We start from the raw sequence: 25,340 nt of genomic DNA, 5'->3' as shown, positions 1-25,340 counted from the left end.
CTCCTAAGGGGCCGTGGGGTGATGGGTGCCCGGGGCGTCGGCGGGCGGGACATCCGGGAGGAACGCGGTGACCTTGAAGCCGTCCCAGTGCCACGGGTGCGCCGTCATGGTGCCGCCGAGCATCGCGACCCGCTCGCGCATGCCGAGCAGCCCGTGTCCCGCTCCCGTCGACGGCGGCGCGGGCCCGGTCGGGCGGCCGTTGACGACCTCCACCTCCAGCCCGTCCGGCTGATACGTGAGACGGACCGTGGCTCGCGCGCCGGGCGCGTGCCGCAGGACGTTGCTCAGCGCCTCCTGCACGATCCGGTACGCCGACAACTCCACGCCGGGCGGCAGCGGCCGCCGCTCGCCGTTGATCTCCGTGATGACCTCGCGGCCGGCGGCCCGGGTGTTCTCCACGAGCGCGTCCAGCCGGTCGAGCGTGGGCTGCGGGGCGTGGCCGGCGGCCTCGCCGTCCGGGCCGGCGGGCTGCCCCGGCCCGGTGTGCTCCGAGCGCAGCACGCCCAGCACCCGGCGCAGCTCGGTCAGCGCCTCCAGGGCGTTCTGCCGGATGCCGGCGAGGTTCTCCTTGAGTTCGTCGGGCGGGTTCTCGACGAGATGCGGGGCGACCTGCGCCTGGATGGAGATGACCGACATGTGGTGGGCCACCACGTCGTGCAGCTCCCGCGCGATGCGGCTGCGCTCCTCCAGCAGGGTGCGCCGGGTGCGCTCCTCGGCGGTGAGCGTCGTCTGCTCGACGAGTTGCGCGCGGGCCTCGCGGCGGCCGCGCAGGGCGGTGCCGACGACCACGACGACGGCGAACAGGATGAGCGCCAGCACCCCGGTGGGCTGGTAGTGGACCCCGGAGACCGTCAGCCCCTCCAGGACCCACGTGGCCAGCGCGGTCAGGGCCAGCGCCTCCACGGCGACGCGGGTGGGCACCCGCAGCGCGAGCAGCAGCAGGACCAGCAGGTGGGCGATGATCCCGGCCGCGGTCCATGGCCAGGTGAATGAGTAGTCGGGTTCTATCCGGACGTACACCGCGACCGCGCCCACCACGGTCGCCACCGTCGACAGCCACCAGGCCGGAACCGGCCGCCACATCGCGAGGAGTACCGCGCCGCCCTGCCCGAACGCCAGCACGAAGGCGTATCCGGCGTCCAGATGTCCGTTGTCGTTGAGCTGGGCCGTGCCGCCGAGCGTGATCCCGAACGCCGCCAGGCACAGCAGACCGTGCGGCAGCCAGCGCAGCCAGGTGGACGGCGGCAACGGGTCCACCCGGGCGGTCCACAGATCCTGGCGCACCACCCGCAGCCAGCCCCCGACGCGCGCCCGCTGCGCGCGGCCCACCCCCCTGTCCGTCACGCGCCCCAGCCTAGACATGGCGGGCCTTCACCGCCGTCCCCCGGTCGGACGACGGACGATGCGCCCGCACCACCCGCGTACCGCGGCCCCGGCCGCCCGCGCCCCGCTCGAAGGACCGGAAGGCGGCCCAGCAGACCGCGAGGGCCAGGGCGAACACCGGCAGCCAGAGCAGCCGGGCCCCGACCCACCCGAGGCTGTCGGGCACCGTGTGCAGGCCGGGGAGCCGGCCCGCGAGGAGGCCGGTTGCCGTCGTGGCCATCAGGGCCGTCTGGTGCCACAGGAAGACGGTCATCACGAAGAGGTTGACGAGGGCCACCGCCGCCCACGCCACGGGCCGGCGCATCGCCCGCCGCAGCCGCTCGCGCAGCAGCAGGGCGAGACCGCACTGGGCCAGCCCGAAGGTGACCACGGCCAGCGTCGGCGGGTCCAGGTTGGACATGCCCTCGCCCGGGACGCCGACCATCGACGCCGGGTAGCCCGCCCACGCGACGAGCCCCGCGGTCACCACGGCACCGCCGGCGAGCAGGATCCAGCCCGCGCGGCGGCGCTCCAGCTCGCCCCGGGTCCAGGCCGCGCCCAGCGTGTAGGGCACCAGCCAGCCCGCGGCCACGTTCACCCAGCCCAGCCAGGAGGGGCCGCCGCGGCCGAAGCGCAGCAGATCCACATGGAGTACGACGGCCAGCGGCCAGAGAGGGTTGAGCCGGGTCAGCAGCGGGGTCGCCGCCGTCAGGCCCGCGAACACCACCAGGAACCACAGCGGGGACAGCGCCAGCTTCACCAGCGTCCGGACCGTCCCGAACTCGGCGCCCGACAGCAGCAGGGCGAGCGCGGCGACCGTCCACAGGGTGAGGACGGCGGCGACCGGCGCGAACAGCCGGGTCAGGCGGGCCGTCAGCCAGCGGTGGTACGGGATGCCGCGGGCCCGGGCCGAGGCCAGGCTGCGCGTGGCGACATGGCCGCCGACCAGGAAGAACACCGCGAGCGTCTGGAACAGCCAGGAGACGGGCGTCAGCCAGGGCATGTGCTGGAGCGGGCTCGCCGTGCGCAGGGTGCCGCTGTCGGCGACCAGGGCCGTGACCAGCCAGTGCCCGAGGACCACACCGAGGACCGCGGCGGCGCGCAGGGCGTCCACGGCCCGGTCGCGGCCGGCCGGGGTGGCCGCACCGACGCGTTCGGCGCCGCGAAGCACCGCATGCCGGACACCTCGCACTCCGAGCACTTCGCGCAGTTCGCGCACTTCGCGCACTTCGCGCACTTCGCGCACTTCGCGCACGTCGCGTACGTCGCGTACTCCGGCGTCAGTCATGGGTCACCGCCTTCGTCTCGCCCAGGACGATCCGGGCCAGGTTGGTCAGGGAGGTCGAGCCGGGCCTGAAGTAGTCGCTGTGGCCGCCGTCGCCGGCCGCGAAGACCCGGGCGCCGAAGGCCGGGGAGACGGGGTCGGTGCCGAAGCCGACGGTGGTGCCGAACAGGTCCGCGCTGACGTGCGGGACGTTCTCCACCCAGTCGTCGCCACCGCGGGCCGCCCAGATACGGGCGCGGGTGTGCAGGGCGGCCACGGAGTCCGCGCCGGTGCCGGGGCTGCCCACGAGCGCGATGTCGTCGACGGCGAGCCCGGCGGCGGCCCGGCCGCAGACGACCGAACCGTACGAGTGGCACAGCAGCGAGACGCGCGGTGCGCCGCCCGCTATGGCCCGCAGGTCGGCGACGAGCGCGCGCAGCCGCGGCGCCGCCTGCTCCGCCCTGCCGGTCGTCGTGACCGTCGCGCTGACCGTGCCCGGCGTCTCGTAGCCCAGCCAGGCCACGACCGCCGTGCCCGTGCCCTCGGGGGCCTCCCGTGCGAGCTGCCCGTACAGGGCGGCGGCCGCCGCGTGGAACCGGCCGTAGGTGTCGAGGCTCGTGTCGGAGCCGGGGACCAGGACGGCGATGCGGTCGGCGCGGGCGAGGTCGCCCAGGACCTCCGTCACCCGGCCCGAGCCGCGGCCGTCGAAGCGGAGGAGATGCCGGGCCCGGGCGGCCAGTCGACGGTCCCTCGCGGCTCGGTCCCGGTCGTGGTGGGCGGCGGCAGTCCTGGCCGCTTCGGCGGCGTTGGCGCGGTTGGCCGCGTACGCCTCGTCGAGCGTCGACGCGCTGAGCGGTGGGAGCGACGCGGGGGCGGGCGCGGGGATCTCCGGGCGTCCCGCCGCGGAGAGGGGGAACACCACCGCGCCGGTGATGAGAACGGCGAGCGCGGCCCGACGCCATCGGCCGCCGCGGTGCCGACCGCCGTCCCCACGGCGGTACTTCGCTCCCATGGTCGTCCCCTCCGGCGCACCCGGCCATCGGGTCCGCTCGGAAGGGAAGTTACGGATCAGGACTCGTCGTTCGCGTCACACCGGGGAGCTCACCTGCGGCCTGGCTCTCAGGTACTACGGGTATGACCTGAGGGGGAGGCCCGCTCACCACGCCAGTTGGGCGATCTCCTCCACGACCACGGCACACGCGTCCGCCGCCGGGTCGATGAGCGGGAAGTGCCCCACGTCCTCCAGCAGCGTCACTCCCACCATCTCCCCGGCCTTAGCCGCCGCGTCCGCGTACGACTCGGCGACCGCCTGCGGCACGACGAGGTCCGTGCGCCCCTGGACGAGGGTGGTGGCGATGCCGGTGGGCAGCAGCAGCGCCGGGTCCGCGTACGGCTGCCGCTCGGCGAAGTGCTCGTCCCCGCCCAGCAGTTGCCGTACGGCACCGCCGCACACGTCGAGCTTGTCGGCGACCGCGAGGTCCGCGATCGGGGCGAGCGCGACCACACCGCGCAGGGCCGCCGGGCTGTCACTGTGCCAGGGCGAGCCGGCCGGCAGGACGTGCCGGGACGCGGCCCACAGTGCGAGGTGCCCGCCCGCCGAGTGACCGGTGAGGACCGTACGGCGCGGGTGGGCTTGCGGCAGGTGTTCCCGGACGAGCGCCGGAAGGGCGTCCAGCGCGGCCGCGATGTCGTCGAAGGTCTCGGGCCAGCGGCCCGCGACGGAGTCGTCACCGCCACCGCGCCGGTACTCGGCGCTGGCCACGGCGAACCCGCGCCGGGCGAGGAAGGCCGCGAACGGGCTGATGTGACGCCGGTCGTACGGAGCCCGCCAGGCACCGCCGTGCAGCACGAGGACGACCGGGGCGGGCCCGCCCGGGCCGCCCTGCCGACGCGGGGCGTAGAAGTCGATCACCTGGTCGGGATGGTCACCGTAGGCAGCGGTCACGTCGGGGTCGACGGGCGCGTGCGAGAACACCGACTTCTCTTCCGCGGCGGCCCGTGCTGCTGCGACGTCGTCCGTCATGCTCCAACCTCTCAGCGATCAAACGTAGATGGCGGACCAGGTGGGGATCCGGCCGTTGGCCGGGACGGTATCAGGCAGGTGACGTGGGCGGACACGCGGATGTCACGCTGGGTGAGGACCGAACGGCCCCTGCGGCGGCAGGGGCCGTTCGTCCCGGGACCTCACCCCAGTGTCCGAGCCAGCACCCGCGCCGCCCGCTCCACGTCGGCGAAGCCCACGTACAGCGGCGTGAAGCCGAAGCGCAGCACGTCCGGCGCCCGGAAGTCGCCGACCACACCCCGCTCGACGAGCCGTTTCATCACGTCACCGGCGTCGTCACAGCGCAGGGCGATCTGGCTGCCCCGCTCCGCGTGCGGCACCGGCGTCAGGCACTCGACCCTGCCCTCGGGCACGTACGCGGCCACGCACTCCAGGAAGAAGTCCGTCAGCGCGAGCGACTTGGCCCGCACCGCCTCGACCGGCACCCCGTCCCACACCTCCAGGGCCGCCTCCAGGGCGAGCATGGAGAGGATGTCCGGCGTGCCGACCCGGCCGCGCAGGGCACCGGGGGCCGGCTCGTACCCGCTGCGCATCCCGAACGGCTCGGCGTGTGAGTTCCAGCCGGGCAGCGGGGAGTCGAAGCGGTCCTGGAGCTCCCGGCGCACGTACAGGTACGCCGGTGAACCCGGCCCGCCGTTCAGGTACTTGTAGGTGCAGCCGACCGCGAGATCCACTCCGTGCTCGTCCAGCCCCACGGGCAGCGCGCCCGCGCTGTGGCACAGGTCCCAGACGGCGTACCCGCCCGCCTCGTGCACCGCGGCCGTCAGCGCCGGCAGGTCGTGCAGCCGGCCGGTGCGGTAGTCGACGTGGTTGAGGAGGACGGCGGCGGTACGGCGGCCCAGCGCGCCCGGCACGTCCGCCGGCGCCACCGGCCGCAGCGCGCAGCCGGTCATCCGGGCGGCGGACTCGGCGATGTACCCGTCGGTGGGGAAGGTCGTGGCGTCGACGAGGATCTCGTCGCGGCCCTCCCCGGCCATCCGCACGGCGCCCACCAGTGCCTTGAAGACATTGACACTGGTCGAGTCGCCCACCACGATCTGCCCCGGCGCCGCCCCGACCAGCGGGGCGATCCGGTCACCGATCCGCTCGGGCGCGGTCCACCAGCCGCTCTCCTCCCAGGACCGGATGCGCAGCTCGCCCCATTGGCGGCGTACGACGTCCTCGACCCGCCCGGGGACGACGGCCGGCAGCGCGCCGAGCGAGTTGCCGTCGAGGTACACAACGTCATCGAGGACGAACGCGTCCCGCTTGCCGCGCAGGTCGTCGGCGGCGTCCAGCTTCTCCGCGCGCATCTCCAGTTCAGACATGGGACCGCGCCGTCCACAGCTCGGGGAACACCTGCTTCTGCGCCCGCTTCTCCAGCCAGGCCACTCCGGCGGAGCCGCCCGTGCCGGTCTTGGCGCCCATCGCGCGGCGGGTGGCGACGAGGTGGTCGTTGCGCCAGCGCCACACCAGCTCGGCGACATCGCTCAACGCCTCGCCGAGCCGGGCGAGTTCGTCGCTCTCGTCGCCCGAGTAGACGGCCGTCCAGGCGGCCTCCACCTCCGGGGACGGCTCGTAGCGCTGCGACACGTCACGCCCCAGCACGGCCTGCGGGATGTCGTACCCGCGCCGCGCGAGCAGCCGCACCACCTCGTCGTAGAGGCTCGGCTCGTGCAGCGCCTTCTCCAGCTCGGCGTGCACACGCGGCGCACCCCGGTGCGGGACCAGCATGGACGCGGACTTGTCGCCGAGCAGGAACTCCATCCGCCGGTACATCGCCGACTGGAACCCGGAGCCCTCGCCGAGGGCGGACCGGTACGAGTTGAACTGGGCCGGCGTGAGCTGGCCGAGCGGCTTCCAGGAGGCGTTCAGCGCCTCCAGCTCGCGCACGGACCTCTTCAGCGCGGCGGTCGCGGTGGGGACGTCGTCGCCGCGCAGCGCGTGGGCCGCCGTCTCCCACTCGTGGACGATGACGGTGAACCACAGCTCCATCACCTGGGTCGTGACCAGGAAGACCATCTCTCCGGGGTCGTCGGAGAGGGTGTGCTGGAGGTGGGTGAGGACGTCCGCCTTGACGTAGTCCTCGTACGGCGTCGTGCCGTTGAAATCGAGATGCGGGGTCTCGGGCTCGTGAGCCTCGTGGGACATCGCTGTCTCCTGCTTTGTAACTCCGGGTAGCGGTCCGCCCCTGCCGATGCCGGCACGGGGGCCCCGGTCCCCACGGGCATACTCCGCAATCGTCCCCCGAAACCGCAAGGCCCGCCCGCTCGGCGGACGGACCTCACGCACACGGACCGCCGTCAGCCCAGGACCTGCGCCGCCTCGGGCGAGGAGTCCTTGAGGAACTGGGAGCAGCGCTCGTACTCCTCCTGCTCGCCGATCGCCTGTGCGGCACGGGCGAGGGCGTGCAGGGCACGCAGGAAGCCGCGGTTCGGCTCGTGCTCCCAGGGGACCGGGCCGTGACCCTTCCAGCCGTTGCGGCGCAGCGCGTCCAGACCGCGGTGGTAGCCCGTGCGGGCGTACGCGTACGACTCGACGGTGGCGCCCCGCTCGTACGCTTCGTCGGCGAGCTGCGCCCAGGCGAGCGAGGAGGTGGGGTGTGCGGCGGCGACGTCGACCGGCGCGGTACCCGACGCGAGCATTTCCCGTGGCCCGGGGTCGTCGGGGAGGTGGGTCGGGGGCGGGCCCCCGAGGAGGTTCTCGTGAATGGACATGCCCCAAGTCTGCCGCAGGCGTGAGCTGCGGGCAGTCGTGCCGACCCAGCTGCGGGCAATCGTGCCTCCCCCAGTGCCTTAAGGGCCTGGGAGCTACCCCCGGGCGGCACGCGTGGGCGCAGCGGCACCCCGACGCGCCGGGCTGCGCAACGCCCTCGGCCTCAGCACCAACCCCCCGGACCCCTACGCCAACCGCTTCCGCACCGGCTCCCCCTCCAGCGGCGGTGCCGTCACACCTCCGTGCCGCAGACACTCCGGCCGCTTGCACCCCGGCGGCGGCCTGCGTACCACCGCCGCCGCGACCACCGCCCCCACCACCAGCGCCCCCGCACACCACGCCATCGCCTTACCGAAGGCGACATCGAACGCCCCCGGCTCCCGGTACGCCTCCTCCCCCATCCCCGCCAGCAGCGGCAACGCCGCCACCGCCACCAGGCCCGCCGCCCGGGCCGCCGCGTTGTTGATCCCGCTGGCCAGCCCCGCCCGGGACACGTCCACCGACCCGAGCACGGTCGCCGTCAGCGGCGCCACCAGCGTGACCATGCCCAGCCCGAGCACCAGCAGCGCCGGCAGTACATCGGCCGGGTACGACGCCCCCGGCCCGACCCGCAGCATCAACAGCATCCCCGCGGCGCACAGCAGCGGTCCCACCGTCAGCGGGATCCGCGGTCCGATCCGGTCGGCCAGTTCCCCGGACCGCGCGGACAGCAGCAGCATCAGCACGGTCGTCGGCAGCAGCGCCGTACCGGCCGCGAGGGCGGAGTACCCCACCACCACTTGGAGCTGGAGCGCGGCGAGGAAGAAGAACCCGCCGAGGGCGGCGTACACGCACAGCGTGACGAGGTTGACGGCCGTGAACTGCCGGGACGCGAAGATGTCGGTCGGCATCATCGGATCGGGCCGGCGCCGCTCGACGACCACGAACGCGGCGGCCGCGGCCAGCCCGGCCACCGCCGAGACCGCCACCACCGCACCGCCCCCACCAGCCTCGATCAGCGCGTAGGTCACCAGTGCGAGCGCCAGCGCCCCCAGCACGGCCCCGAGCACGTCGAACCGCCCGTGCACCCGCTGGTCCCCCGACTCGGGCACGTGCCGCAAGGCGACCGGCACACACAGCAGCGCCAGCGGAACGTTCAGCAGGAACACCCACCGCCAGCCCGGCCCGTCCACCAGCCAGCCGCCGACGAAGGGCCCGACCGCCGCCCCGATCCCGCCGAAGCCGGACCACAGACCCACCGCGCGGCCCCGGTCGTCGGGGTGGAAGGACGCCTGGATCAGCGCCAGCGACCCCGGGGTGAGCAGGGCACCGCCCACCCCTTGCAGGGCGCGCGCGGCGATCAGCACCCCGGCGTTCGGCGCGATCCCGCACAGCAGGGACGCCACCGCGAACCACACCACACCGACGACGAACACCTTCCGGCGCCCGAACCGGTCGCCCAGCGCCCCGCCCAGCAGGATCAGCCCGGCCAGCGTGACCATGTACGCGTTGACGGTCCACTGCAGGGCCGCCAGGTCCGCGTCGAGGTCACGGCCGATGCGGGGCAGCGCGATGTTGACCACGGTCGAGTCCAGCAGGGCCATGCTGGAGCCGAGGACGGTGGTGAGCAGGATCCACCGGCCCTGGGGCGAGGCGATCCGCACATCGGGCATGCAGGGAGCATACGGAAGAGCCCGGCACCAGGAGGGGTGCCGGGCTCGAACGCGTGGTCCGGAACGGACTTACTTGATCTTGGTGCCGGTCGAGCGGAGGTGGCCGCAGGCCTCGACGACACGCGCGGACATGGAGGCCTCGGCCAGCTTGCCCCAGGTGCGCGGGTCGTAGGTCTTCTTGGAGCCGACCTCGCCGTCGACCTTCAGGACACCGTCGTAGTTGCGGAACATGTGGTCCGCGACCGGGCGCGTGAAGGCGTACTGCGTGTCCGTGTCGATGTTCATCTTGACCACGCCGTTCTCCAGCGCGGTGCGGATCTCCTCCTCCGAGGAGCCCGAGCCGCCGTGGAAGACGAAGTCGAACGGGGAGGCCTTGCCGAACTTCGCGGCGACGCCCTCGTTCAGCTCCTTCAGCAGGTCGGGACGGAGGACGACGTTGCCCGGCTTGTACACGCCGTGCACGTTGCCGAAGGACGCGGCCAGCAGGTAGCGGCCCTTCTCGCCCAGGCCCAGGGCCTCGGCGGTGCGGATCGCGTCGTCGACCGTGGTGTAGAGGGAGTCGTTGATCTCGTGGGAGACGCCGTCCTCCTCGCCACCGGTCGGGGTGATCTCCACCTCGAGGATGATCTTCGCGGCGCGGGCCTGCTCCAGCAGCTCCTGCGCGATGGAGAGGTTGTCGGCGAGGGTCTCGGCGGAGCCGTCCCACATGTGGGACTGGAACAGCGGGTTCAGGCCGGCCTCGACGCGCTTCTTGGACAGCGCCAGCAGCGGGCGTACGTACCCGTCGAGCTTGTCCTTGGGGCAGTGGTCCGTGTGCAGCGCGATGTTCACCGGGTACTTCTCGGCGACGATGTGCGCGAACTCGGCCAGGGCGACCGCGCCGGTCACCATGTCCTTGCTGTACTGGCCGCCCAGGAACTCGGCCCCGCCCGTGGAGATCTGGACGATGCCGTCGCTCTCCGCCTCGGCGAAACCGCGCAGTGCCGCGTGCAGGGTCTGGGTGGAGGTCACGTTGATGGCCGGGTAGGCGAACTTTCCTGCCTTCGCCCGGTCCAGCATCTCGTTGTAGACCTCGGGAGTTGCGATGGGCATGCGTCCGCTCCTTGTATCTGCGGGTTGGCGTACTGCGTTGTCGGCCCTGACCTAGACCTTGGGGTGCGACGTCATCGTCGGCCCCATCTTTCCAGACTTGGCCGGAAGGTCCAGGCCACCGTCCACGCCCTGGTCGCTCCCGGCTCAGTCCAGGCCCAGCTCGTCCTTCGAGAACGCGAAGAGGTACGGCACCCCGGCGCCCTCCTGGATCTTCTCCGCGGCGCCGGTCGCCCGGTCGACGATGGTCGCGACGGCGACGACCTCGGCCCCGGCCTCGCGCACGGCCTCGACGGCGGTGAGCGGGGAGCCGCCGGTGGTGGAGGTGTCCTCGACGACCAGCACCCGGCGGCCCGCGATGTCCGGGCCCTCGACGCGCCGCTGCAGGCCGTGCGCCTTGGCGGCCTTCCGTACGACGAAGGCGTCCAGGCGCTTGCCGCGCGCGGCGGCGGCGTGCAGCATCGCGGCGGCCACCGGGTCGGCGCCCATGGTGAGCCCGCCCACCGCGTCGAACTCCAGGTCGGCGGTCAGGTCGAGCAGCACCTGCCCGACCAGCGGCGCGGCCTCCCCGTCGAGCGTGATGCGCCGCAGGTCGACGTAGTAGTCGGCCTCCAGACCCGACGACAGGGTCACCTTGCCGTGCACCACGGCCTTGTCCTTGATCTGCTGCAGCAGCGCGCCGCGTGTGTCCGTCATGCCGCCCAGCTTAGAGGCGGCGCCAGCTCCAGGTCGTGGTGGCCTCCAGCGGTTCCAGGGGCGTGACCAGGCGCGGCGCGGTGTTGAGCCCGTTGGGCGGTCCGGTCTGCGGCTCCACGCACACGGCGGCCTCCTGCTCGTCGTAGACGACGACCCACTCCTCGCGGCTGGTCACCTTCAGCTCCAGCTGGCCGGGCCAGGTGAGGGTCACGTCGACGCCGCCGGGCATCGCGAAGCAGTCGTCCCAGGGGCCGGGCTTCGGGTCGATCCGGTTGCCGGTGGGCAGGTGGTCGTCGCCGCGCTCCTCCTGCCACGCCGGGTCGAAGCCGAGGGTCACGTCCTCGCCTCCGAGGTTCCGGTTGAACCACGGGTGCCAGCCGATCTGCGCCGGGAACGACGACTCGTACGTCTCCACGGACATGGTCAGTGTCAGCGCGTCCTCGGTGAGGGCGACGACCTGGGTGACGCGGCCCGGGTGGGGCCAGGGGTCGGCGAGCTCGTAGGTGAGGACGGCCTCGGCCGTGCTCGTGCGGGCGGTGCGCCAGGCGCTGTCACGGGCGGTGCCGTGAATGGCGTGCGGCGGGGCGTTGAGGGGCATCTGCCGTACGACGGCCCCGTCCAGGAAGCGCCCGTCCCGGATCCGCCCGCACCAGGGCACCATCGGGAAGCAGCCGAACCGCTGCCCCTGCCGGAGCAGCTCCACGCCGCCGATCCGCAGCCCTCCGACCCGGCCGCCGTTGCCCGGCTGCACGGTCACCTCCGCGTCGCCCGCGGTCAGCGTGATGTCTTCGTCACTCACGGGACGACCCTACTGGGGTGATCAAGAGGGCCTCGTGCGGTACGGGGCGTTTTCAGCGGCGCCGGCGCAGGGCGCGGACCGCCACGACGGCCGACGCCAGCGCGAGCGCGGCCGCGGGGGCCGCCCAGCGCAGCGGGGCGGAGGGCATCACGGTCTGCGGCGCGGGCACCGGGGCGTACCGCCCGCGCGGCGGCGCGTGATCGACCTCCTCGGCGCTCCGCCCGATCATGGTCCGCCGCGCGTGCGCCGCCTCGGCGATGTCGTCGTCGTCCTCGTCCTCCCCGTCGGCCTCGTTCGAGGGCCGGAGAGAAGACGGCGGCAGGTCGGCGCCGAAGGCGGAGGGGGGCTCGGGGGCCGGGGCGGGGGATTGCTCGGCGGGGGTGGAGGCGGGAGCGTCGTCACCGGCGGCGGGGGCAGGGGGTTGGCCGGCGAGGCCCGGAGCCGCGGGCTCGCCGGCATCGCCCGGAGCCGCGGGCTCGTCGTGGGCGGCGGAGCCGGGGGGCGGCGTCTTGTCGTCGGGTCCGGGAACGGAAGCCTCCCCGGCGGTCGTCGATGCCTTGTCGGCGGTCCCGGGCGTCCGGTCCGCGTCGCCCGCATCGCCGGCCGATGACCCGGTTTCCTCGTCGGCCTCGGCCATCACACCCCCCTCGGCCCCCGCCGGAGGCGGCGGCGGTGGCGCGTCGTCCGCGTCCGGGGTCGTCTCGTAGTCGGTCGTGGCCCGGGGTTCGAAGTCCTGGGTGACGAGGGGCGCCGTCGTGTCCGGGGCTGCCGCGGCCAGCTCTTCCGCGAAACGGTTCAGCAGGCGGGTGACGGCACTCTCGACCGCGTCGGACGGGAGGTCCTTGATCCGTCCGTCCGCGGCGGCCGTACCGTCGAAGACGACCGTCGTGCCGTCCTCGGCGTCCCGCAGGGCGATCCGCAGCGCGAGTTTCACCGAGCCGGTGCCACGGGCCTCCGTGGCGCCGCCCTCGACGGCGTACGCCCCGTCGTCCCCCCGGGACACCCGTACGGCACCCCGGTACGTGACCGAGTGGCTGCCGACCCTGATCTTCAGCCGCCCCGCGACGGGCTCGGCGCCGGCGTCCTGCTGGAGCCCCGGAACCGCCCGGGCGACCAGCGCGGGGTCGTCCAGCACCTCCCTGAGCCGCTCGGCCGGAACCGGAACGAACACCTCGTGCTCCATGTGGACGGACTCTACCCAGCACGCGCCGAAACGCACCCCCGCCTTCGGGATTCCCCCCTGATCCGCCCCCCGCCAGGCGTATCCTCCGCGCCCCTGTCCCGCCTCATCCGCCCTCACCAGGCCACCCGGGCCCGCTCAGTAGCGCGGATGCACCAGCGTCGACGCGGGCAGCCCCGCGATCCGCGTGGCCCGTGCCGCCCGCTCCCCCGCCGCGAGGGACGCGTCGTCGAGGAGGTACGGGCGCGGGCCGTCCGGGTCGAGGCGCGGTCGCGGCTCCGTACGGGCGGCCAGGACGAAACCCCAGTCCCGGGGCGCCCGGGAGCGGTCGGCGGGGGTGCGGTCGGGGCCGGCGGCGAAACCGGCGTGGCGGCCGCCTGTGCCGTAGGGGGCGGTGCGGAAACCGGCCGCGCGCACGGTCGCCTCCACCGTCCAGAACGCCCGCGGGCCGGCCGCGAGGGGGCCGGCGTGCACCACGAGCCGACCGCCGGGGGCGAGCACCCGCCGCGCGAGGCCGTAGAACTCCTGCGAGTACAGCTTCGTACTGGCCGTGATGCCCGGGTCCGGCAGATCCGACACGACCACGTCGTACGTCCCCGGGGGCGCTCCGCGCAGCCAGCCGAAGGCGTCCTGCGTGGTCACCCGCACGCGCGGGTCGCCGAACGCGTGCTTGTTCAGCGCGGACAGGGCCGGGTCGGTGCGGGCCAGCCGCAGCACCTCCCCGTCGAGTTCGACGACGTCCACCCGTTCCGCCCCGGGATGCCGCAGCACCTCCCGCGCCGCCAGTCCGTCACCGCCGCCGAGGACCAGCACGCGCGCGTGCGGCCCGGTCATGGCCGGGTGGACGAGGGCCTCGTGGTAGCGCAGTTCGTCGCGCCCGCTGACCCGGAGCCGGCCGTCGAGGAACAGGCCGAGGGGCCGGCCGTCCGTACCGCCGGCGAGGACCACCTCCTGCACGCCGGTCTGGAGCGCCACGCGTACGTCCCCGCCGTACACCGCTTGCCGCGCGGCCCGTTCGAAGTCGTCGACGAGGACGGCGGCCGAGGCGAGGACCGCCAGCACGAACACGTTGGCGGACAGCAGCAGCCAGCGGGCGCGCCGGGTCAGGTCCCGGCGGAACAGGCCGAGCACCAGCGCGCCCCCGACGACCGCGTTGACGGCGCCGGTGAGCAGCGCTCCGGTCAGCTGGCCGAGGAACGGCAGCAGCAGGAAGGGGAAGGCGAGTCCGCCCACGAGCGCGCCGACGTAGTCCGCGGCGAACAGGTCGGCCACCGCGCCGCCCGCGTCCTGGCGGCGGATGCGCTGGATGAGCTCCATCAGCAGCGGGACCTCGGCGCCGATGAGCAGGCCGGTCGCGAGGGAGAAGGCGACCAGCAGGCAGCGCGGCCCGCTGGCCCACATCCCGCCCCAGTCGCCGGTCCAGGCGAAGACCGCGTACAGGGCCATCGCGCTGCACCCGCCGACGAGGGCGAGGGTCGCCTCGACCGCGCCGAAGCCGGCGGCGGCGAGCCCGCGCAGCCGCTTCGCGGCGAGGGAGCCGATGCCCATCGCGAAGACCATGACGGACAGCACGACGGACGCCTGGGTGACGGAGTCGCCCATCAAGTAGGAGGCGAGGGCGACGAGTTCCAGTTCGTACACCAGTCCGCAGGCCGCGCAGACGAACACGCCGGCGAGGACCAGGAACCGTCCGGTGCCGGGCCGGACGGGCAGCCGCGCCGGGCCACCGAGGCCGCCGGGGGTGCTCCAGGGCGGCGGGGAACCGGGCGGGGCGGGCGCGTGCGGCTCGATCACGCTGCGACGTTACGTCACGGCTCCACTGCGGTTCGTCACCCACACGTGTGGTGCTGGTCTACAGAAGGCGGATCACGCTACGAGATCCGGTTTGCCGCGTGCGTGCCGTGCGGGGCGGATTCAGGGGGTGGTGGCGGCCGCCGGCATCCGTACGCCCACCTTCGTGCGGGTCGCGACCAACTGGCCGTCCTGCGGGTACGCGTGCCAGGTCCGCCAGTGCACCTGGCCCTCGTGGTGCTGGGCCAGCAGTGCCGTGAAGGCGTGCGGGCTGCCGGGGAAGACGCCGACCAGACCGTGCGGGTGGTCGGAGACGAGGGCCAGCAGCTCCTGGGCGCGGCCCGCGAAGGAGCCGGGGGAGAGGACCTCGACCCGGGCGGCGAACTCGTACTCCCAGTCGCCCACGCGCTTGGCGACGCCGAGCGGGAGCGGGGTGCTGCTGCCCGGGATGCACGCCACCGTCTCCGAGCAGGTGCCCCGCTCCTCCTCCAGCAGGACCTGGTGGGACGCGCCGAGAAGTCGCAACTGAAGTCTGATGCCTGTCAGTTCGAGGTCGAGCGTGGCCAGTGCGGGAAGCGGCTCGCGCCCCAGGGCCCAGGCGAGATCGGCCGCGCGCGTGTCGGTGTAGGAGGTGTTCAGGGTCGTGAGCATGGATCGGCTCCGCAAGCACACAAGGAGAGGGAGGTGGGTCCGCTGCGCCCCGGTCGCACCGGGGGATTCGGCCCGGGTCAGCCCAGTCGGCCGGTTTCAGGAAGGTGTCCGCAGGACGTCCGAGGGGCTGCGTTGGTGATTTAGAGGGAATCATGAACTGTGGCGCCGCCACAGCGTTTTTACCCAAGTTCGTGGGGTTTCCATCCCTCAGAGGGCTCCACAGCTCAACTGTTCAACTACGGCGTGCGCCGGTACCAGGGGAGGCGTGCGCCGGTGCGCCGTGGCTCACGCCGGGATCCGGACGGAACGGGCACCCAGGCTACGACCGCGCTCCCGAAGTCCCCACTTGACGCGCGCAGTTGCCGGAGTCACCCCTCGCCCCGCCACACCGCGGCGCCGGTTGCCCTACAGGCATGCGAAGTTGCCAGAACACACTCGGAGCCACCAGACGGAGGTTCGACTCGTACGCCGGACGGGAACCCCGGACTCCGACCACACGCACGAACGCGGGGCCCGCCCCCAGGTGCGGGCCCCGCGTCGGTGTCTGTGGCTTCCCCGTCGGGAGGGCGACGGCGTGCGTCAGCTGCCTCCACCGCCGCAGCCACCTCCGCCGCCACCGCCCCCTCCGCAGGACGACCCGCCACCGCAGGAGTGTCCGCCGGACGAGCCGGAGTCTCCCCCGCCGGCCCACCAGCTGCCGCTACCGCTGCTGCTGCCGCCGGAGGACGCGGCCCCGCGACGCGCCCGCTGCCCGGAACCGCCCGCGCGTGCCTTGGACACCAGCGCCCCGACCAGGACGACTCCGATCACCGCCAGGATGATGCCGACAACCATGGCGTCACCCTCCTTCCGTTTCCCCCGAAGCGGCCCCCCGTGGGCGCCTCGCTCTTGCGTGAACTGGGGATGCCCGCTCCCCGCACGACCCAAAGCAGAGTTGAGGAACTCCAGAGCTTCGGCGGAGGATGACTCGCATGACCTCCAGTGCGCGCCCCCTCCTCAACCGCCGGCTCGCCGAGTTCGGGACGACGATCTTCGCCGAGATGTCCGCCCTGGCCCTGAGCACCGGCGCCATCAACCTCGGGCAGGGCTTCCCCGAGACCGACGGCCCCGAGGAGGTCAGGGAGGCCGCCGTGCGGGCGCTGCGGGACGGGCTCGGCAACCAGTACCCGCCGGGCCCCGGCGTCCCCGAGCTGCGCACCGCGATCGCCGCCCACCAGCAGCGGCGCTACGGACTGTCGTACGACCCGGACAGGGAGGTCCTCGTCACCGCGGGCGCCACGGAGGCCATCGCCGCCTCGCTGCTCGCCCTGGTCGAGCCCGGCGACGAGGTGATCGCCCTCGAGCCGTACTACGACTCGTACGCGGCGTGCATCGCGATGGCGGGCGGGCGCCGCGTGCCGGTCACGCTCCGCCCGCACGAGGGCGGCTTCCGCCTGGACCTCGACGAACTGCGCGACGCCGTCACCGACCGCACCCGGCTGCTGCTGATCAACACCCCGCACAACCCGACCGGCACGGTCCTCACCCGCGCGGAACTGGCCGCGATCGCCGAGCTGGCGGTGGAGCGGGACCTGCTGGTGGTGACGGACGAGGTGTACGAGCACCTGGTCTTCGACGACGCCGAGCACGTCCCACTGGCGACGTTCCCGGGGATGCGCGAGCGTACGGTCACCATTTCCAGCAGCGGCAAGACGTTCTCGTTCACCGGCTGGAAGGTCGGCTGGGTGACCGGCACCCCGGAACTCGTGACCGCCGTCCGGACGGCCAAGCAGTACCTGACCTATGTCAGCGCGGGCCCGTTCCAGTACGCGGTCGCCGAGGCGCTGAGCCTGCCGGACTCGTACTTCGACGGCTTCCGCGCCGACCTCCGCCGCAAGCGCGACCTGCTCGGCGACGGCCTGCGCACGGCCGGGTTCGAGGTCTACCAACCCAAGGGCACCTACTTCATCACCACCGACATCACCCCTTTCGGTGAGAAGGACGCGCACCGCTTCTGCCGCGCACTGCCCGAGCGCTGCGGCGTCGTCGCCATCCCCAACTCCGTCTTCTACGACGACCCGGCCGCCGGCCGCAGCCAGGTCCGCTTCGCCTTCTGCAAGAGGGACGACGTTCTCCACGAGGCCGCCGTTCGGCTGCGGCGCCTGGCTTCGTGACATCGCCTTCCCCCTCATGATCGGGTAACAGGTTCTTCAAAGGTTCTTCATCACCTCCGGCCTACGGTCGGGCTGCCCGCCGCGCCCGTGGTCGGGCCGACAGGAGGCGGGAGAACCGATGAGGACGAACCGGGTGCTGATGGCCGTGGTGACGGCGTCGGTCATGGCGATCACCCTGGCCGGATGCGGCGGCGAGGGCGACGCTCCGAAGGTCCCGACGGCCGGCGGCGACAACACGTCCGCGGCGTCCGGCCGGACGGCCGCCCCGGGCGGTGGCGACGACGTGGCCGCGTACGTGAAAGCCCAGCGCGAGTGGGTGAAGTGCCTGCGGGAGAACGGGGTCGACGCCCCCGACCCGGACGCCAAGGGGCAGGTCGACTTCGGCGACAAGACGGCGCTGAAGAAGGACACGAAGTTCCTGAACGCCTCGGAGAAGTGCGCTTCGCTCGTGGCGGCCGTCCCCGAGAGCCTCGAGAACGCCAACCAGCCCGAGCTCACCCCCGAGCAGATCAAGGTCAAGCGCGACTACGCCGACTGCATGCAGAAGAACGGCGCGCCCGACTTCCCCGATCCCGGCCCCGACGGGACCGCGCAGGGCTCCGAGTGGGACCAGACGTCGGCGGGAGCCAAGCGTGCCACCCGTGTCTGCGCTCCGATCATCGGCGACCCGGTGGACCAGCCCGAGGGCAAGGGCTGACGATGACGGAGACGGTCATGCAGACCGATCACGAGCGCGGGGCGGCTCCCGCGCCGCCGCCGCGCGGCCGGCGCGGCCGGCGTACGGTCCTGGTGGCCTCGGCTCTGGTCGTCGTGGCGGCCGTCGCCGTGGTCGGTGCGCTGGGTCTCGGCGGAGGCGGGGCGGAGGACGGCTCCTCCGCCCCGCCCCGCTCGGGCTCCACCGTCCCGGTCACCCGGGCAACGCTGACCGAACGCACCACGGTGGACGGCCAGTTGGGCTACGGCACCGAGATACCGCTGCCGATCAAGTCGACGGGCACCGTGACCTGGCTGCCCACGGAGGGCCGGACGGTGGAGCGCGGCGGCGCTCTGCTGCGCGTCGACGACCGGCCGGTGGTGCTGCTGTACGGGACGCTGCCGATGTACCGGGATCTGGGCCTGACCGCGGGCACGGGGACCGGACAGGGCACCCGGCAAGACGCCGGGAACAAGAAGGACTCCCAGGGCACGGGTGACCAGGGCGTCACGGACGACACCTCCCAGGCCCCGGCTCCCTCCGGATCACCGCCGCCGGGCGGCGCCGGGACAGAGGGGGCAGGAGGGGCAGGAGGGGCAGGAGGGGCAGGAGGGGCAGGAGGGGCAGGAGGGGCAGGAGGGGCAGCGAGGACTCTGCGCGGGATGGACGTCCTGCAGTTCGAGAGCAATCTCGCCGCTCTCGGCTACACCGGCTTCACGATCGACGAGGAGTTCACCGACGCCACCGCCGGCGCAGTCAAGCGCTGGCAGAAATCCCTCGGGCTTCCCCAGACCGGCACGGTCGGCGTCGGGGACGTCGTCTACTCCGCCGGCAAGGTGCGGATCGGCCACGCGGGTGTCCGGCTCGGTTCGGGGGTCACCGAGGAGGTCCTCACGTACACCGGTACGTCTCGGAAGGTCGTCGTCAACGCCTCGGCGGCGGAGGACTCCTGGGCCGTGCGCGGTGCCGCCGTCACGATCGGGCTGCCCGACGGGAAATCCGTGAAGGGCGAGGTGGCCTCGGTGGGGAAGAAGGCGGCCGCCCCCGAGGGGGGAGGCGGGGAGGGCGGCTCCGGGGCACCGACGGTTCCGGTGACCATCACCATCAAGGACCAGAAGTCCGTGGGAAGGCTGGAGAGCGCGCCGGTCACCGTCGAGTACGTGGGGCGGGAACGGGCGGACGTCCTCACCGTCCCGGTCGCCGCGCTGGTCGCCCTCGCCGAGGGCGGCCACGGCCTGGAGACCGCGGACGGCCGGTTCGTCGCGGTGAAGACCGGGCTCTTCGCGGACGGCCGGGTGGAAGTGAGCGGAAGCGCGGTTCGCGAGGGCATGAAGGTGAGGATCCCCGAGTGAGCGGAGCGGCGGCGGTCGTGGAGTTCGACGGGGTCTCCAAGACGTACCCCGGCGGTGTGGCGGCGGTACGGGACGTGAGCCTGAGCATCGGGCGTGGTGAACTCGTCGCGGTCGTCGGCCCGTCGGGCTCGGGCAAGTCCAGCATGCTGAACCTCATGGGCAGCCTCGACCGGCCCTCCGCCGGACGGGTGCTGGTCGACGGCCACGACGTGGCCAAGCTGACGGACCGTGAGGTGTCAGCGCTGCGGGCCACCCGGATCGGCTTCGTCTTCCAGCAGTTCCATCTGGCGGTAGGGGTTCCGGTCCTGGACTCCGTGGCCGACGGGCTGCTGTACGCCGGAGTACCGCTGCGCCGCCGCCGGGCCAGGGCGGCGGTGGCGCTGGAACGGGTCGGCCTCAGCCACCGCGTCCACCACCTCCCGCACCAGCTGTCCGGCGGCGAGCGCCAGCGGGTGGCGGTGGCCCGGGCGGTGATCGGCGAACCGGCGGTCCTGCTGGCGGACGAGCCGACCGGCAACCTGGACTCCGCTTCAGGGGAGGCCGTACTCGGGCTGCTGCGCGAGCTGCACGCCGCCGGGACCACGGTCGTGATCATCACCCACGACCGGGAGATCGCGGCCGGGCTGCCCCGCCGTATCGAGATGCGCGACGGCCGCGTGGTGGCGGACACCACGACCACGGACACCACGACCACGGGCGCGACGACCACGGACACCACGACCACGGGCGCGCCGAGCGAGGCGGTCCGATGACCGACGGTACGACGAACGGCCTCCCCATGGACGACGCCCCACCCATCCTGCCGTCCGGCCCCCGCGGGCGGGCCGGCCGCGGCCGCGGTCGGACGAAGGGTGCCGTCGGCGGCACGGTCGGCGGGCTGCGGGCCGCCCGCCTCGGTCCTCGGGACATCGTGCGACTCGGCGGGACCGGGCTGCGGACTCGCCCCCTGCGGGTCTTCCTCTCCGCGCTCGGGATCGCGATCGGCGTCGCCGCCATGATCGCGGTGGTCGGAATCTCCGGCTCCGGCCGGTCGGAGGTGGACCGCCGGCTCGACGCGCTCGGCACCAACCTGCTGCGGGTCGCCCCCGGCGACGCGCTCGACGGCACCGAGGCCAAGCTGCCCCACGAGGCCGTCCCGATGATCGGCCGCATCCCGCCCGTGCAGCAGGTCGCCGCCACCGGCGCGACCGCCGCACACATCTACCGCAACGAGCACATCGCCATCGGCCGCACCGGCTCCCTCGAGGTCCTCGCGGCCCACAGGGATCTGCTGCCGGCAGTCGGCGGCCAGGTTCGCCGAGGCCGCTGGCTGGATTCCGCGACCGAGAAGTACCCGGCGGTCGTGCTCGGCTCCACGGCCGCGGGGCGGCTCGACGTGTACACCCCGGGGACCCGGGTCTGGCTCGGCGGCCGCTGGTTCTCCCTCGTCGGCGTCCTCGATCCCGTACCGCTCGCGCCGGAGCTCGACAGCGCGGCGCTGGTCGGCTGGCCGGCGGCCCGGACGTACCTGCGCTTCGACGGCCATCCGTCGACGGTCTACGTCCGCGCCGAGGACAGCCAGGTCGCGGAGGTACGGGCCGTGCTGCCGGCCACGGCGTACCCGGAGAAACCGGGCCAGGTCCGCATCTCCCGGCCCTCCGACGCGCTCGCCGCCCGCGAGGCCACCGAGTCGGCGCTGACCGGGCTGCTGCTCGGCCTCGGTGGCGTGGCCCTGCTCGTCGGTGGCGTGGGGGTCGGCAACACGATGGTCATCTCGGTCCTGGAGCGGCGCCCGGAGATCGGCCTGCGCCGGGCGCTCGGGGCGACCCGCGGCCAGATCAGGACCCAGTTCGTGACGGAGTCGCTGCTGCTGTCGCTCATCGGCGGCCTCGGGGGGACGGTGCTGGGGACCGTGATCACGGCGGCCTACGCCCTCAGCCGCGACTGGCCGACGGTCGTCCCGGTGTGGGCGAGTGCGGCGGGGATCGGCTGCACCCTCGTCATCGGCATGATCGCCGGACTGTATCCGGCGGTACGGGCGAGCCGGCTGTCACCGACGGAGGCCCTGTCCGGCTCCTGAGCGGCCCGCCCGTCGTACGGTCCAGGGGCGGCCTCGACGAGACCGCCCCTGACGCACTGTCATCCAGGCCTGCTCAGCACCCCCGCGGGAGTGCCGGCGAGCGTACTAGAAGCCGCAGTAAGTGAGGCTGCCGCCGTCGTTCAGCAGGTCGTCGCGGACCCAGCCGGTCGTACCGGTCGTGTCGTTCCGGAGGTACGTCCAGGTCTCACTGGTGTTACCGATGCGCGTGTAGCAGTGGTAGTCGAGGTTGTGGGTGTTGTAGGCGATGCCGAGGATGGCGCAGCCGGTGCTGGAGCCGCTTCTCTGGTTGGCGCCGTTGGCCGTCCTGTCCCAGGAGCTGCTGTCCATGTCGGAGGCGGTCCTGCCGCAGGACGCGGCGGCGGAGGCCGGGGTGGAGAGGGCGAGCGGGACGGCCATGGCCACCGCCGCGAGGGCGGGTATGACAGCCGCGAGTCGACGCTTCATTTCTGTACCCCCACGAGACTTTTTTCTGTTGGCACTGCTTCCCCGGGCACTGTTCGGCACCTGAGCAAAAACAGCGACCACTGCATCAATCGGTGTGCGAGTGGCGTCAGTACGATCGCAGTCACAAAAATCCTGAAGAAAGAATTCCGCCCGCAACTGTCCGATTCCTGTCTACGGGGGACCGAAAAATGTCAGGAGCGAAAATGCGCCGCTCTGCAGTCTTTTTGGCCAAAGGCGCCCCAGGCAGCCGAGGTGGCACGCGATGAGCTTCCGGCTCCGGGTACTCGGCCTGCTGATGCTGGTCGCGATGGCCGCAACCGCCGCCACCGCCTGGCTGACTCTGCGTCAGGCGAACCGGCAGGTCCAGGAGAGTGTCACCGCGGGACGGCAGGAGGTCTCCCGGATCACCGGCGAGCTCCGCAGGTACGGGGTCGCGCACGGCACCTGGGAGGGCCTCTCACCGACGGTGAGCCGCCTGGCCGAGGACACCGGCCAGCGCATCCGGGTCGCCACCGAGAACGACGTCCTGCTCGCCGATTCCGACGCGCTCCGGGGCCGCACCCCCCGCCCGGTGAGCAGCCAGCCGCCGGTGCTGGTCGACCCGCGTCCCCTCCTGCGGATCCCCGCGGGACAGATACCGCGGACCTCGATGAAGCGGACGGCGAGCGCGATCGCCCAGTACCGCGCCGAAGCGGCGTACGCGGCCTGTCTGACCCGGGCGGGGGCCGAGGTGACGGCCCGGCCGGACGACACCGGCGTGCCGCGGATCCGCACGGAGCGCCGGCCGAAGCAGTGCGAGGAGCCGACAGGCGAACCGGACCCGCGGACTTCGCAGGACCTCGAGGCGATCAGGACGTGCGAGTCCGAGCAGCAGTTCATCGCCTGCCTGCAGCGGGTGTTCAACGAGCGGGTGGGCTCCGCCGCCCCGCCGCGCCTGGAGATCCGTCTCGGCGTGCGGGACGAGTCCCCTCCCACCCTGGCCGCGGCACCCACGGTGGCCGTAGCCGGGGGCGTCGCCCTCGCCGCCGTGGCCGGTGCCCTGCTCCTGAGCCGGGCCGTGCTGCGCCCGGTCCGTGCCATGACCCTGGCCGCCGGGGGGCTGGGCGAGGGGGACCTGGGGCGGCGGGTCCCCGTCTCCGGCCGGGACGAGATCGCCCAGCTCGGCCGTGCCTTCAACCGGATGGCGGACTCCATACAGGCCGGCGAGGAACGCCAGCGCCGCCTCACCGGTGACATCGCCCACGAGCTGCGCACCCCGCTGGCCAATCTGCGCGGCTATCTGGAGGCTCTGCGGGACGGGATCGTCGAACCGACCCCCGAGCTGCTCGATTCCCTCCACGAGGAGGCACTGCTGCAGCAGCGGATCGTGGACGACCTGCAGGTTCTCGCGCTGGCCGAGGCCGGCGCACTCACCTACCACCGCACGCGCGTCGACCTGCGCGAGCTTCTCGAAGCCGCCGGCACGGCCCACCGCGCCCAGGCCGACGCGGCGGGTGTCACGCTGAGGCTTCAGGCGCCGCAACCCGTGTACGTCGTCGCCGACGCCGACCGGCTGCGCCAGGTCGTCGGCAATCTGGTCGGCAACGCCCTGAGGGCCACGGCACCGGGCGGCACGGTGACACTCGCCCTGGCCCGGAGCGGCGATCTCGCGATCGTTCAGGTGCGGGACACCGGCAAGGGCATACCCGCCGAGGACCTGCCGCATCTCTTCAACCGCTTCTGGCGGGCGGACGCGGCACGGGGCCGCGCCACCGGAGGGAGTGGCCTGGGGCTGTCCATCGCCCGCCAGATCGTGACCGATCACCAGGGGACGATCGACGTGGAGAGCGCCGTCGGCGTCGGCACGACCTTCACCGTCACGCTCTCCACGGCCCGGCCGCCGGCCGACGCCGACTGATCGACCCCGGTCAGGATCCCGGGAGCGCTCGGGTGGGGGCCGAGCCGTCCAGCAGGCGGTACCCCCGGCCGTACACGGTCTCCAGATGGCGTGGCCGGGCCGGGTCGTCCCCCAGTTTCCGGCGCAGGTTGCGCACATGGGCGTCCACCGTGCGCTCGAGTACATCGCTGTCGAAGCCGAAGGCGCACTCGATGATCTGGGCCCGGGTGAACACCCGCCCCGGCTTGCGGGCCAGAGCCTCCAGGATCGAGAACTCCTTGGAGGTCAGCGCCACCGGACGGCCCGCCACCCGGACCTCGAAGCGTGCGGTGTCCAGTTCGACCGCGCCGACCCGCAGCACCTCGTTGCCGGCCGCGCCGCCCTTCCTGGAGCGCCGCAGCAGCGCCCGTACCCGCGCGGTGAGTTCGCGGGGACTGTAGGGCTTGGTGAGGTAGTCGTCGGCCCCCAGATCGAGGCCGAGCAGCATGTCCTCCTCGGTGCTGCGGGCGGTCAGCAGCAGAATCGGTACCTCGGAGCCCTCGGCCCGCAGAATGCGGCATACGTCGAGGCCGTCGACGAGCGGCAGCATCACATCGAGAACGATGAGATCCAGCCCCGTCGAACGCGCCCGGTCCAGCGCTGCCCTGCCGTCGGCCACGACCTGCACGGCGTTGCCTTCCCGTTCCAGATAAATCCGGATGAGACGAGATTGTTTTTCGTCGTCTTCGGCGACCAGGATGCGCGCGCTCAACGATTCTCCTCAGCGAGGCCCTGCACGATTCCATCACCGTTGATACCAACGCACCCCCGGAATTCCCACCTCCGGGAAACTGCCGGTGGGGAGGCCGACGCGGCCCCGGAAAAGGCATACGGCGCGTACAGCACGTACCTGTTCGTACGCGCCGACGCGCCGCCGGTGCGGAGGCCTGCCGGTCCTACTCCTCGTCCTCGGGCTTCTCCGCCTCGTTGATCTCCTCCTCGAGACCCAGCTGCTCGATGAGCCACTTGTCGAATTCGATCGCGGCCCGCACCCAGCTGACCGTCGAGGAGACGAAGTGCTCCAGGCTCACGCCCATGCCGATCAGCATCTGGGCCTCGCCGATGAGGCGGACCGTGCCGTCGTCGTGGGTGTGGCTGTAGACCTTGGGCCACAGGGTGCGGCGGTTCCAGTCGTCGATGGACTCCAGGATCTGCGGCTTGGCCTCGATCTCGTGAGGCCGGTCGTAGAACGTCCGCACGGAGAAGACCTGCTGGTCTCCCTCACCCCGGAACATGAAGTAGGTGCGGAACTGCTCCCACGGCGCCGCGAGGTCTCCCTCGTCGTCGACGACGTACTTGAGCTCCATCTGGTCGAGGAGCTGCTTCACGAGGTCCTGATCCGGGACGACGGGGCCCGCCGGTCCTTGCGGCTGCGGCTCGGGCTGGCCCCCGAAGTTCGGAATCGAGGACGGGTCGATGGTCACCGTGAATTTCCCTTCGTACGGATCCCGCCATCCTCCCC

General features: G+C 73.0%; 24 protein-coding genes. 6 read left to right on the top strand and 18 right to left on the bottom strand.

Going from position 1 to position 25,340, the window contains the following annotated elements; genetic code table 11:
* Positions 1-3 precede the first annotated feature (3 nt).
* From ABZ192_RS01190 to ABZ192_RS01120, 15 genes are all read right to left on the bottom strand, one after another.
* On the bottom strand, positions 4-1,362 hold the full coding sequence (locus tag ABZ192_RS01190) for a sensor histidine kinase (protein WP_356922446.1): 1,359 nt from the start codon (positions 1,360-1,362) through the stop codon (positions 4-6).
* A complete protein-coding gene (locus ABZ192_RS01185; RefSeq protein ID WP_356922445.1) occupies positions 1,355-2,650 on the bottom strand; it encodes an acyltransferase in 1,296 nt (431 codons plus the stop codon). Before ABZ192_RS01185 ends, ABZ192_RS01190 begins: the two co-directional genes overlap by 8 nt.
* A complete protein-coding gene (locus ABZ192_RS01180; protein ID WP_356922444.1) occupies positions 2,643-3,638 on the bottom strand; it encodes an alpha/beta hydrolase in 996 nt (331 codons plus the stop codon). Before ABZ192_RS01180 ends, ABZ192_RS01185 begins: the two co-directional genes overlap by 8 nt.
* Positions 3,639-3,782: 144 nt before the next feature.
* Entirely contained in the window at positions 3,783-4,649 is an 867-nt protein-coding gene (locus ABZ192_RS01175; RefSeq protein ID WP_356922443.1) for an alpha/beta hydrolase, read from the bottom strand.
* A 161-nt stretch (positions 4,650-4,810) separates the two neighbouring features.
* Positions 4,811-5,995 (bottom strand): kynureninase, encoded by a 1,185-nt coding sequence (kynU, locus tag ABZ192_RS01170; RefSeq protein WP_356922442.1) that lies wholly within the window; start codon positions 5,993-5,995, stop codon positions 4,811-4,813.
* Positions 5,988-6,818 (bottom strand): tryptophan 2,3-dioxygenase family protein, encoded by an 831-nt coding sequence (locus tag ABZ192_RS01165; protein ID WP_356922441.1) that lies wholly within the window; start codon positions 6,816-6,818, stop codon positions 5,988-5,990. Before ABZ192_RS01165 ends, kynU begins: the two co-directional genes overlap by 8 nt.
* A gap of 152 nt (positions 6,819-6,970) precedes the next feature.
* Complete coding sequence (locus ABZ192_RS01160) at positions 6,971-7,384, bottom strand: DUF3151 domain-containing protein (RefSeq protein WP_279544306.1); 414 nt, start codon at positions 7,382-7,384, stop codon at positions 6,971-6,973.
* Between the two features lie 183 nt (positions 7,385-7,567).
* Entirely contained in the window at positions 7,568-9,034 is a 1,467-nt protein-coding gene (locus tag ABZ192_RS01155) for an MFS transporter (protein WP_356922440.1), read from the bottom strand.
* 69 nt (positions 9,035-9,103) lie between these two features.
* Positions 9,104-10,126, bottom strand: coding sequence for a class II fructose-bisphosphate aldolase (gene fbaA / locus ABZ192_RS01150; RefSeq protein WP_356922439.1), 1,023 nt, complete (start codon positions 10,124-10,126; stop codon positions 9,104-9,106).
* 144 nt (positions 10,127-10,270) lie between these two features.
* Complete coding sequence (gene pyrE / locus ABZ192_RS01145; protein ID WP_184560759.1) at positions 10,271-10,819, bottom strand: orotate phosphoribosyltransferase; 549 nt, start codon at positions 10,817-10,819, stop codon at positions 10,271-10,273.
* A gap of 10 nt (positions 10,820-10,829) precedes the next feature.
* Positions 10,830-11,618, bottom strand: coding sequence for an aldose 1-epimerase (locus tag ABZ192_RS01140; protein WP_356922438.1), 789 nt, complete (start codon positions 11,616-11,618; stop codon positions 10,830-10,832).
* A 52-nt stretch (positions 11,619-11,670) separates the two neighbouring features.
* Positions 11,671-12,801, bottom strand: a complete 1,131-nt coding sequence (locus ABZ192_RS01135) for an SRPBCC domain-containing protein (protein ID WP_356922437.1) — start codon at positions 12,799-12,801, stop codon at positions 11,671-11,673.
* Between the two features lie 135 nt (positions 12,802-12,936).
* Positions 12,937-14,592: a polyamine aminopropyltransferase gene (locus ABZ192_RS01130; protein ID WP_356922436.1), complete on the bottom strand. Its 1,656-nt coding sequence runs from the start codon at positions 14,590-14,592 to the stop codon at positions 12,937-12,939.
* A gap of 120 nt (positions 14,593-14,712) precedes the next feature.
* The gene (locus ABZ192_RS01125; RefSeq protein WP_356922435.1) at positions 14,713-15,240 is read right to left on the bottom strand and encodes a DUF2617 family protein; all 528 of its coding nucleotides are present in this window, start codon (positions 15,238-15,240) and stop codon (positions 14,713-14,715) included.
* 579 nt (positions 15,241-15,819) lie between these two features.
* A complete protein-coding gene (locus tag ABZ192_RS01120) occupies positions 15,820-16,074 on the bottom strand; it encodes a hypothetical protein (protein ID WP_356922434.1) in 255 nt (84 codons plus the stop codon).
* Between the two features lie 128 nt (positions 16,075-16,202).
* Between ABZ192_RS01120 and ABZ192_RS01115 the strand changes: the two genes are divergently transcribed.
* The 5 genes from ABZ192_RS01115 (at position 16,203) to ABZ192_RS01095 (ending at position 21,498) form a co-directional block, all read left to right on the top strand.
* Positions 16,203-17,393 carry a pyridoxal phosphate-dependent aminotransferase gene (locus tag ABZ192_RS01115; protein WP_356922433.1) on the top strand — a complete coding sequence of 397 codons (1,191 nt, stop codon included), beginning with the start codon at positions 16,203-16,205 and terminating at the stop codon, positions 17,391-17,393.
* Between the two features lie 118 nt (positions 17,394-17,511).
* Positions 17,512-18,090 (top strand): hypothetical protein, encoded by a 579-nt coding sequence (locus ABZ192_RS01110; protein ID WP_356922432.1) that lies wholly within the window; start codon positions 17,512-17,514, stop codon positions 18,088-18,090.
* A gap of 17 nt (positions 18,091-18,107) precedes the next feature.
* Positions 18,108-19,439, top strand: a complete 1,332-nt coding sequence (locus ABZ192_RS01105) for a peptidoglycan-binding domain-containing protein (protein ID WP_356922431.1) — start codon at positions 18,108-18,110, stop codon at positions 19,437-19,439.
* Positions 19,436-20,191, top strand: coding sequence for an ABC transporter ATP-binding protein (locus ABZ192_RS01100; protein ID WP_356922430.1), 756 nt, complete (start codon positions 19,436-19,438; stop codon positions 20,189-20,191). Before ABZ192_RS01105 ends, ABZ192_RS01100 begins: the two co-directional genes overlap by 4 nt.
* Positions 20,188-21,498, top strand: coding sequence for an ABC transporter permease (locus ABZ192_RS01095; protein WP_356922429.1), 1,311 nt, complete (start codon positions 20,188-20,190; stop codon positions 21,496-21,498). The genes ABZ192_RS01100 and ABZ192_RS01095 overlap by 4 nt, the downstream gene beginning before the upstream one ends.
* A gap of 105 nt (positions 21,499-21,603) precedes the next feature.
* On the opposite strand, the gene ABZ192_RS01090 is transcribed toward ABZ192_RS01095, so the two are convergent.
* Complete coding sequence (locus ABZ192_RS01090; RefSeq protein WP_356922428.1) at positions 21,604-21,963, bottom strand: SH3 domain-containing protein; 360 nt, start codon at positions 21,961-21,963, stop codon at positions 21,604-21,606.
* 262 nt (positions 21,964-22,225) lie between these two features.
* Between ABZ192_RS01090 and ABZ192_RS01085 the strand changes: the two genes are divergently transcribed.
* Complete coding sequence (locus ABZ192_RS01085) at positions 22,226-23,860, top strand: ATP-binding protein (protein WP_356922427.1); 1,635 nt, start codon at positions 22,226-22,228, stop codon at positions 23,858-23,860.
* Positions 23,861-23,870: 10 nt separating this feature from the next.
* Here the strand turns inward: ABZ192_RS01085 and ABZ192_RS01080 are convergent, their stop codons facing one another.
* Together ABZ192_RS01080 and ABZ192_RS01075 are read right to left on the bottom strand one after the other, a co-directional pair.
* Complete coding sequence (locus tag ABZ192_RS01080) at positions 23,871-24,590, bottom strand: response regulator transcription factor (protein ID WP_356922426.1); 720 nt, start codon at positions 24,588-24,590, stop codon at positions 23,871-23,873.
* 184 nt (positions 24,591-24,774) lie between these two features.
* A complete protein-coding gene (locus ABZ192_RS01075) occupies positions 24,775-25,302 on the bottom strand; it encodes a YbjN domain-containing protein (RefSeq protein WP_010032094.1) in 528 nt (175 codons plus the stop codon).
* Positions 25,303-25,340 lie beyond the last annotated feature (38 nt).

This window comes from Streptomyces sp. NPDC006235 (assembly GCF_040613735.1).
Taxonomy (GTDB): Bacteria; Actinomycetota; Actinomycetes; order Streptomycetales; family Streptomycetaceae; genus Streptomyces.
This window is presented reverse-complemented; position numbering and strand designations above follow the sequence as displayed.

Coding starts and splice junctions, on each gene's coding strand:
- ABZ192_RS01085 (WP_356922427.1), top strand. CDS start 22,226: ATGAGCTTCCGGCTCCGGGTACTCGGCCTGCTGATGCTGGTCGCGATG.
- ABZ192_RS01155 (WP_356922440.1), bottom strand. CDS start 9,034: ATGCCCGATGTGCGGATCGCCTCGCCCCAGGGCCGGTGGATCCTGCTC.
- ABZ192_RS01125 (WP_356922435.1), bottom strand. CDS start 15,240: ATGCTCACGACCCTGAACACCTCCTACACCGACACGCGCGCGGCCGAT.
- ABZ192_RS01175 (WP_356922443.1), bottom strand. CDS start 4,649: ATGACGGACGACGTCGCAGCAGCACGGGCCGCCGCGGAAGAGAAGTCG.
- kynU (WP_356922442.1), bottom strand. CDS start 5,995: ATGTCTGAACTGGAGATGCGCGCGGAGAAGCTGGACGCCGCCGACGAC.
- ABZ192_RS01110 (WP_356922432.1), top strand. CDS start 17,512: ATGAGGACGAACCGGGTGCTGATGGCCGTGGTGACGGCGTCGGTCATG.
- ABZ192_RS01115 (WP_356922433.1), top strand. CDS start 16,203: ATGACTCGCATGACCTCCAGTGCGCGCCCCCTCCTCAACCGCCGGCTC.
- ABZ192_RS01165 (WP_356922441.1), bottom strand. CDS start 6,818: ATGTCCCACGAGGCTCACGAGCCCGAGACCCCGCATCTCGATTTCAAC.
- ABZ192_RS01090 (WP_356922428.1), bottom strand. CDS start 21,963: ATGAAGCGTCGACTCGCGGCTGTCATACCCGCCCTCGCGGCGGTGGCC.
- ABZ192_RS01180 (WP_356922444.1), bottom strand. CDS start 3,638: ATGGGAGCGAAGTACCGCCGTGGGGACGGCGGTCGGCACCGCGGCGGC.
- ABZ192_RS01105 (WP_356922431.1), top strand. CDS start 18,108: ATGCAGACCGATCACGAGCGCGGGGCGGCTCCCGCGCCGCCGCCGCGC.
- ABZ192_RS01135 (WP_356922437.1), bottom strand. CDS start 12,801: ATGGAGCACGAGGTGTTCGTTCCGGTTCCGGCCGAGCGGCTCAGGGAG.
- ABZ192_RS01095 (WP_356922429.1), top strand. CDS start 20,188: ATGACCGACGGTACGACGAACGGCCTCCCCATGGACGACGCCCCACCC.
- fbaA (WP_356922439.1), bottom strand. CDS start 10,126: ATGCCCATCGCAACTCCCGAGGTCTACAACGAGATGCTGGACCGGGCG.
- ABZ192_RS01120 (WP_356922434.1), bottom strand. CDS start 16,074: ATGGTTGTCGGCATCATCCTGGCGGTGATCGGAGTCGTCCTGGTCGGG.
- ABZ192_RS01185 (WP_356922445.1), bottom strand. CDS start 2,650: ATGACTGACGCCGGAGTACGCGACGTACGCGACGTGCGCGAAGTGCGC.
- ABZ192_RS01160 (WP_279544306.1), bottom strand. CDS start 7,384: ATGTCCATTCACGAGAACCTCCTCGGGGGCCCGCCCCCGACCCACCTC.
- pyrE (WP_184560759.1), bottom strand. CDS start 10,819: ATGACGGACACACGCGGCGCGCTGCTGCAGCAGATCAAGGACAAGGCC.
- ABZ192_RS01190 (WP_356922446.1), bottom strand. CDS start 1,362: ATGTCTAGGCTGGGGCGCGTGACGGACAGGGGGGTGGGCCGCGCGCAG.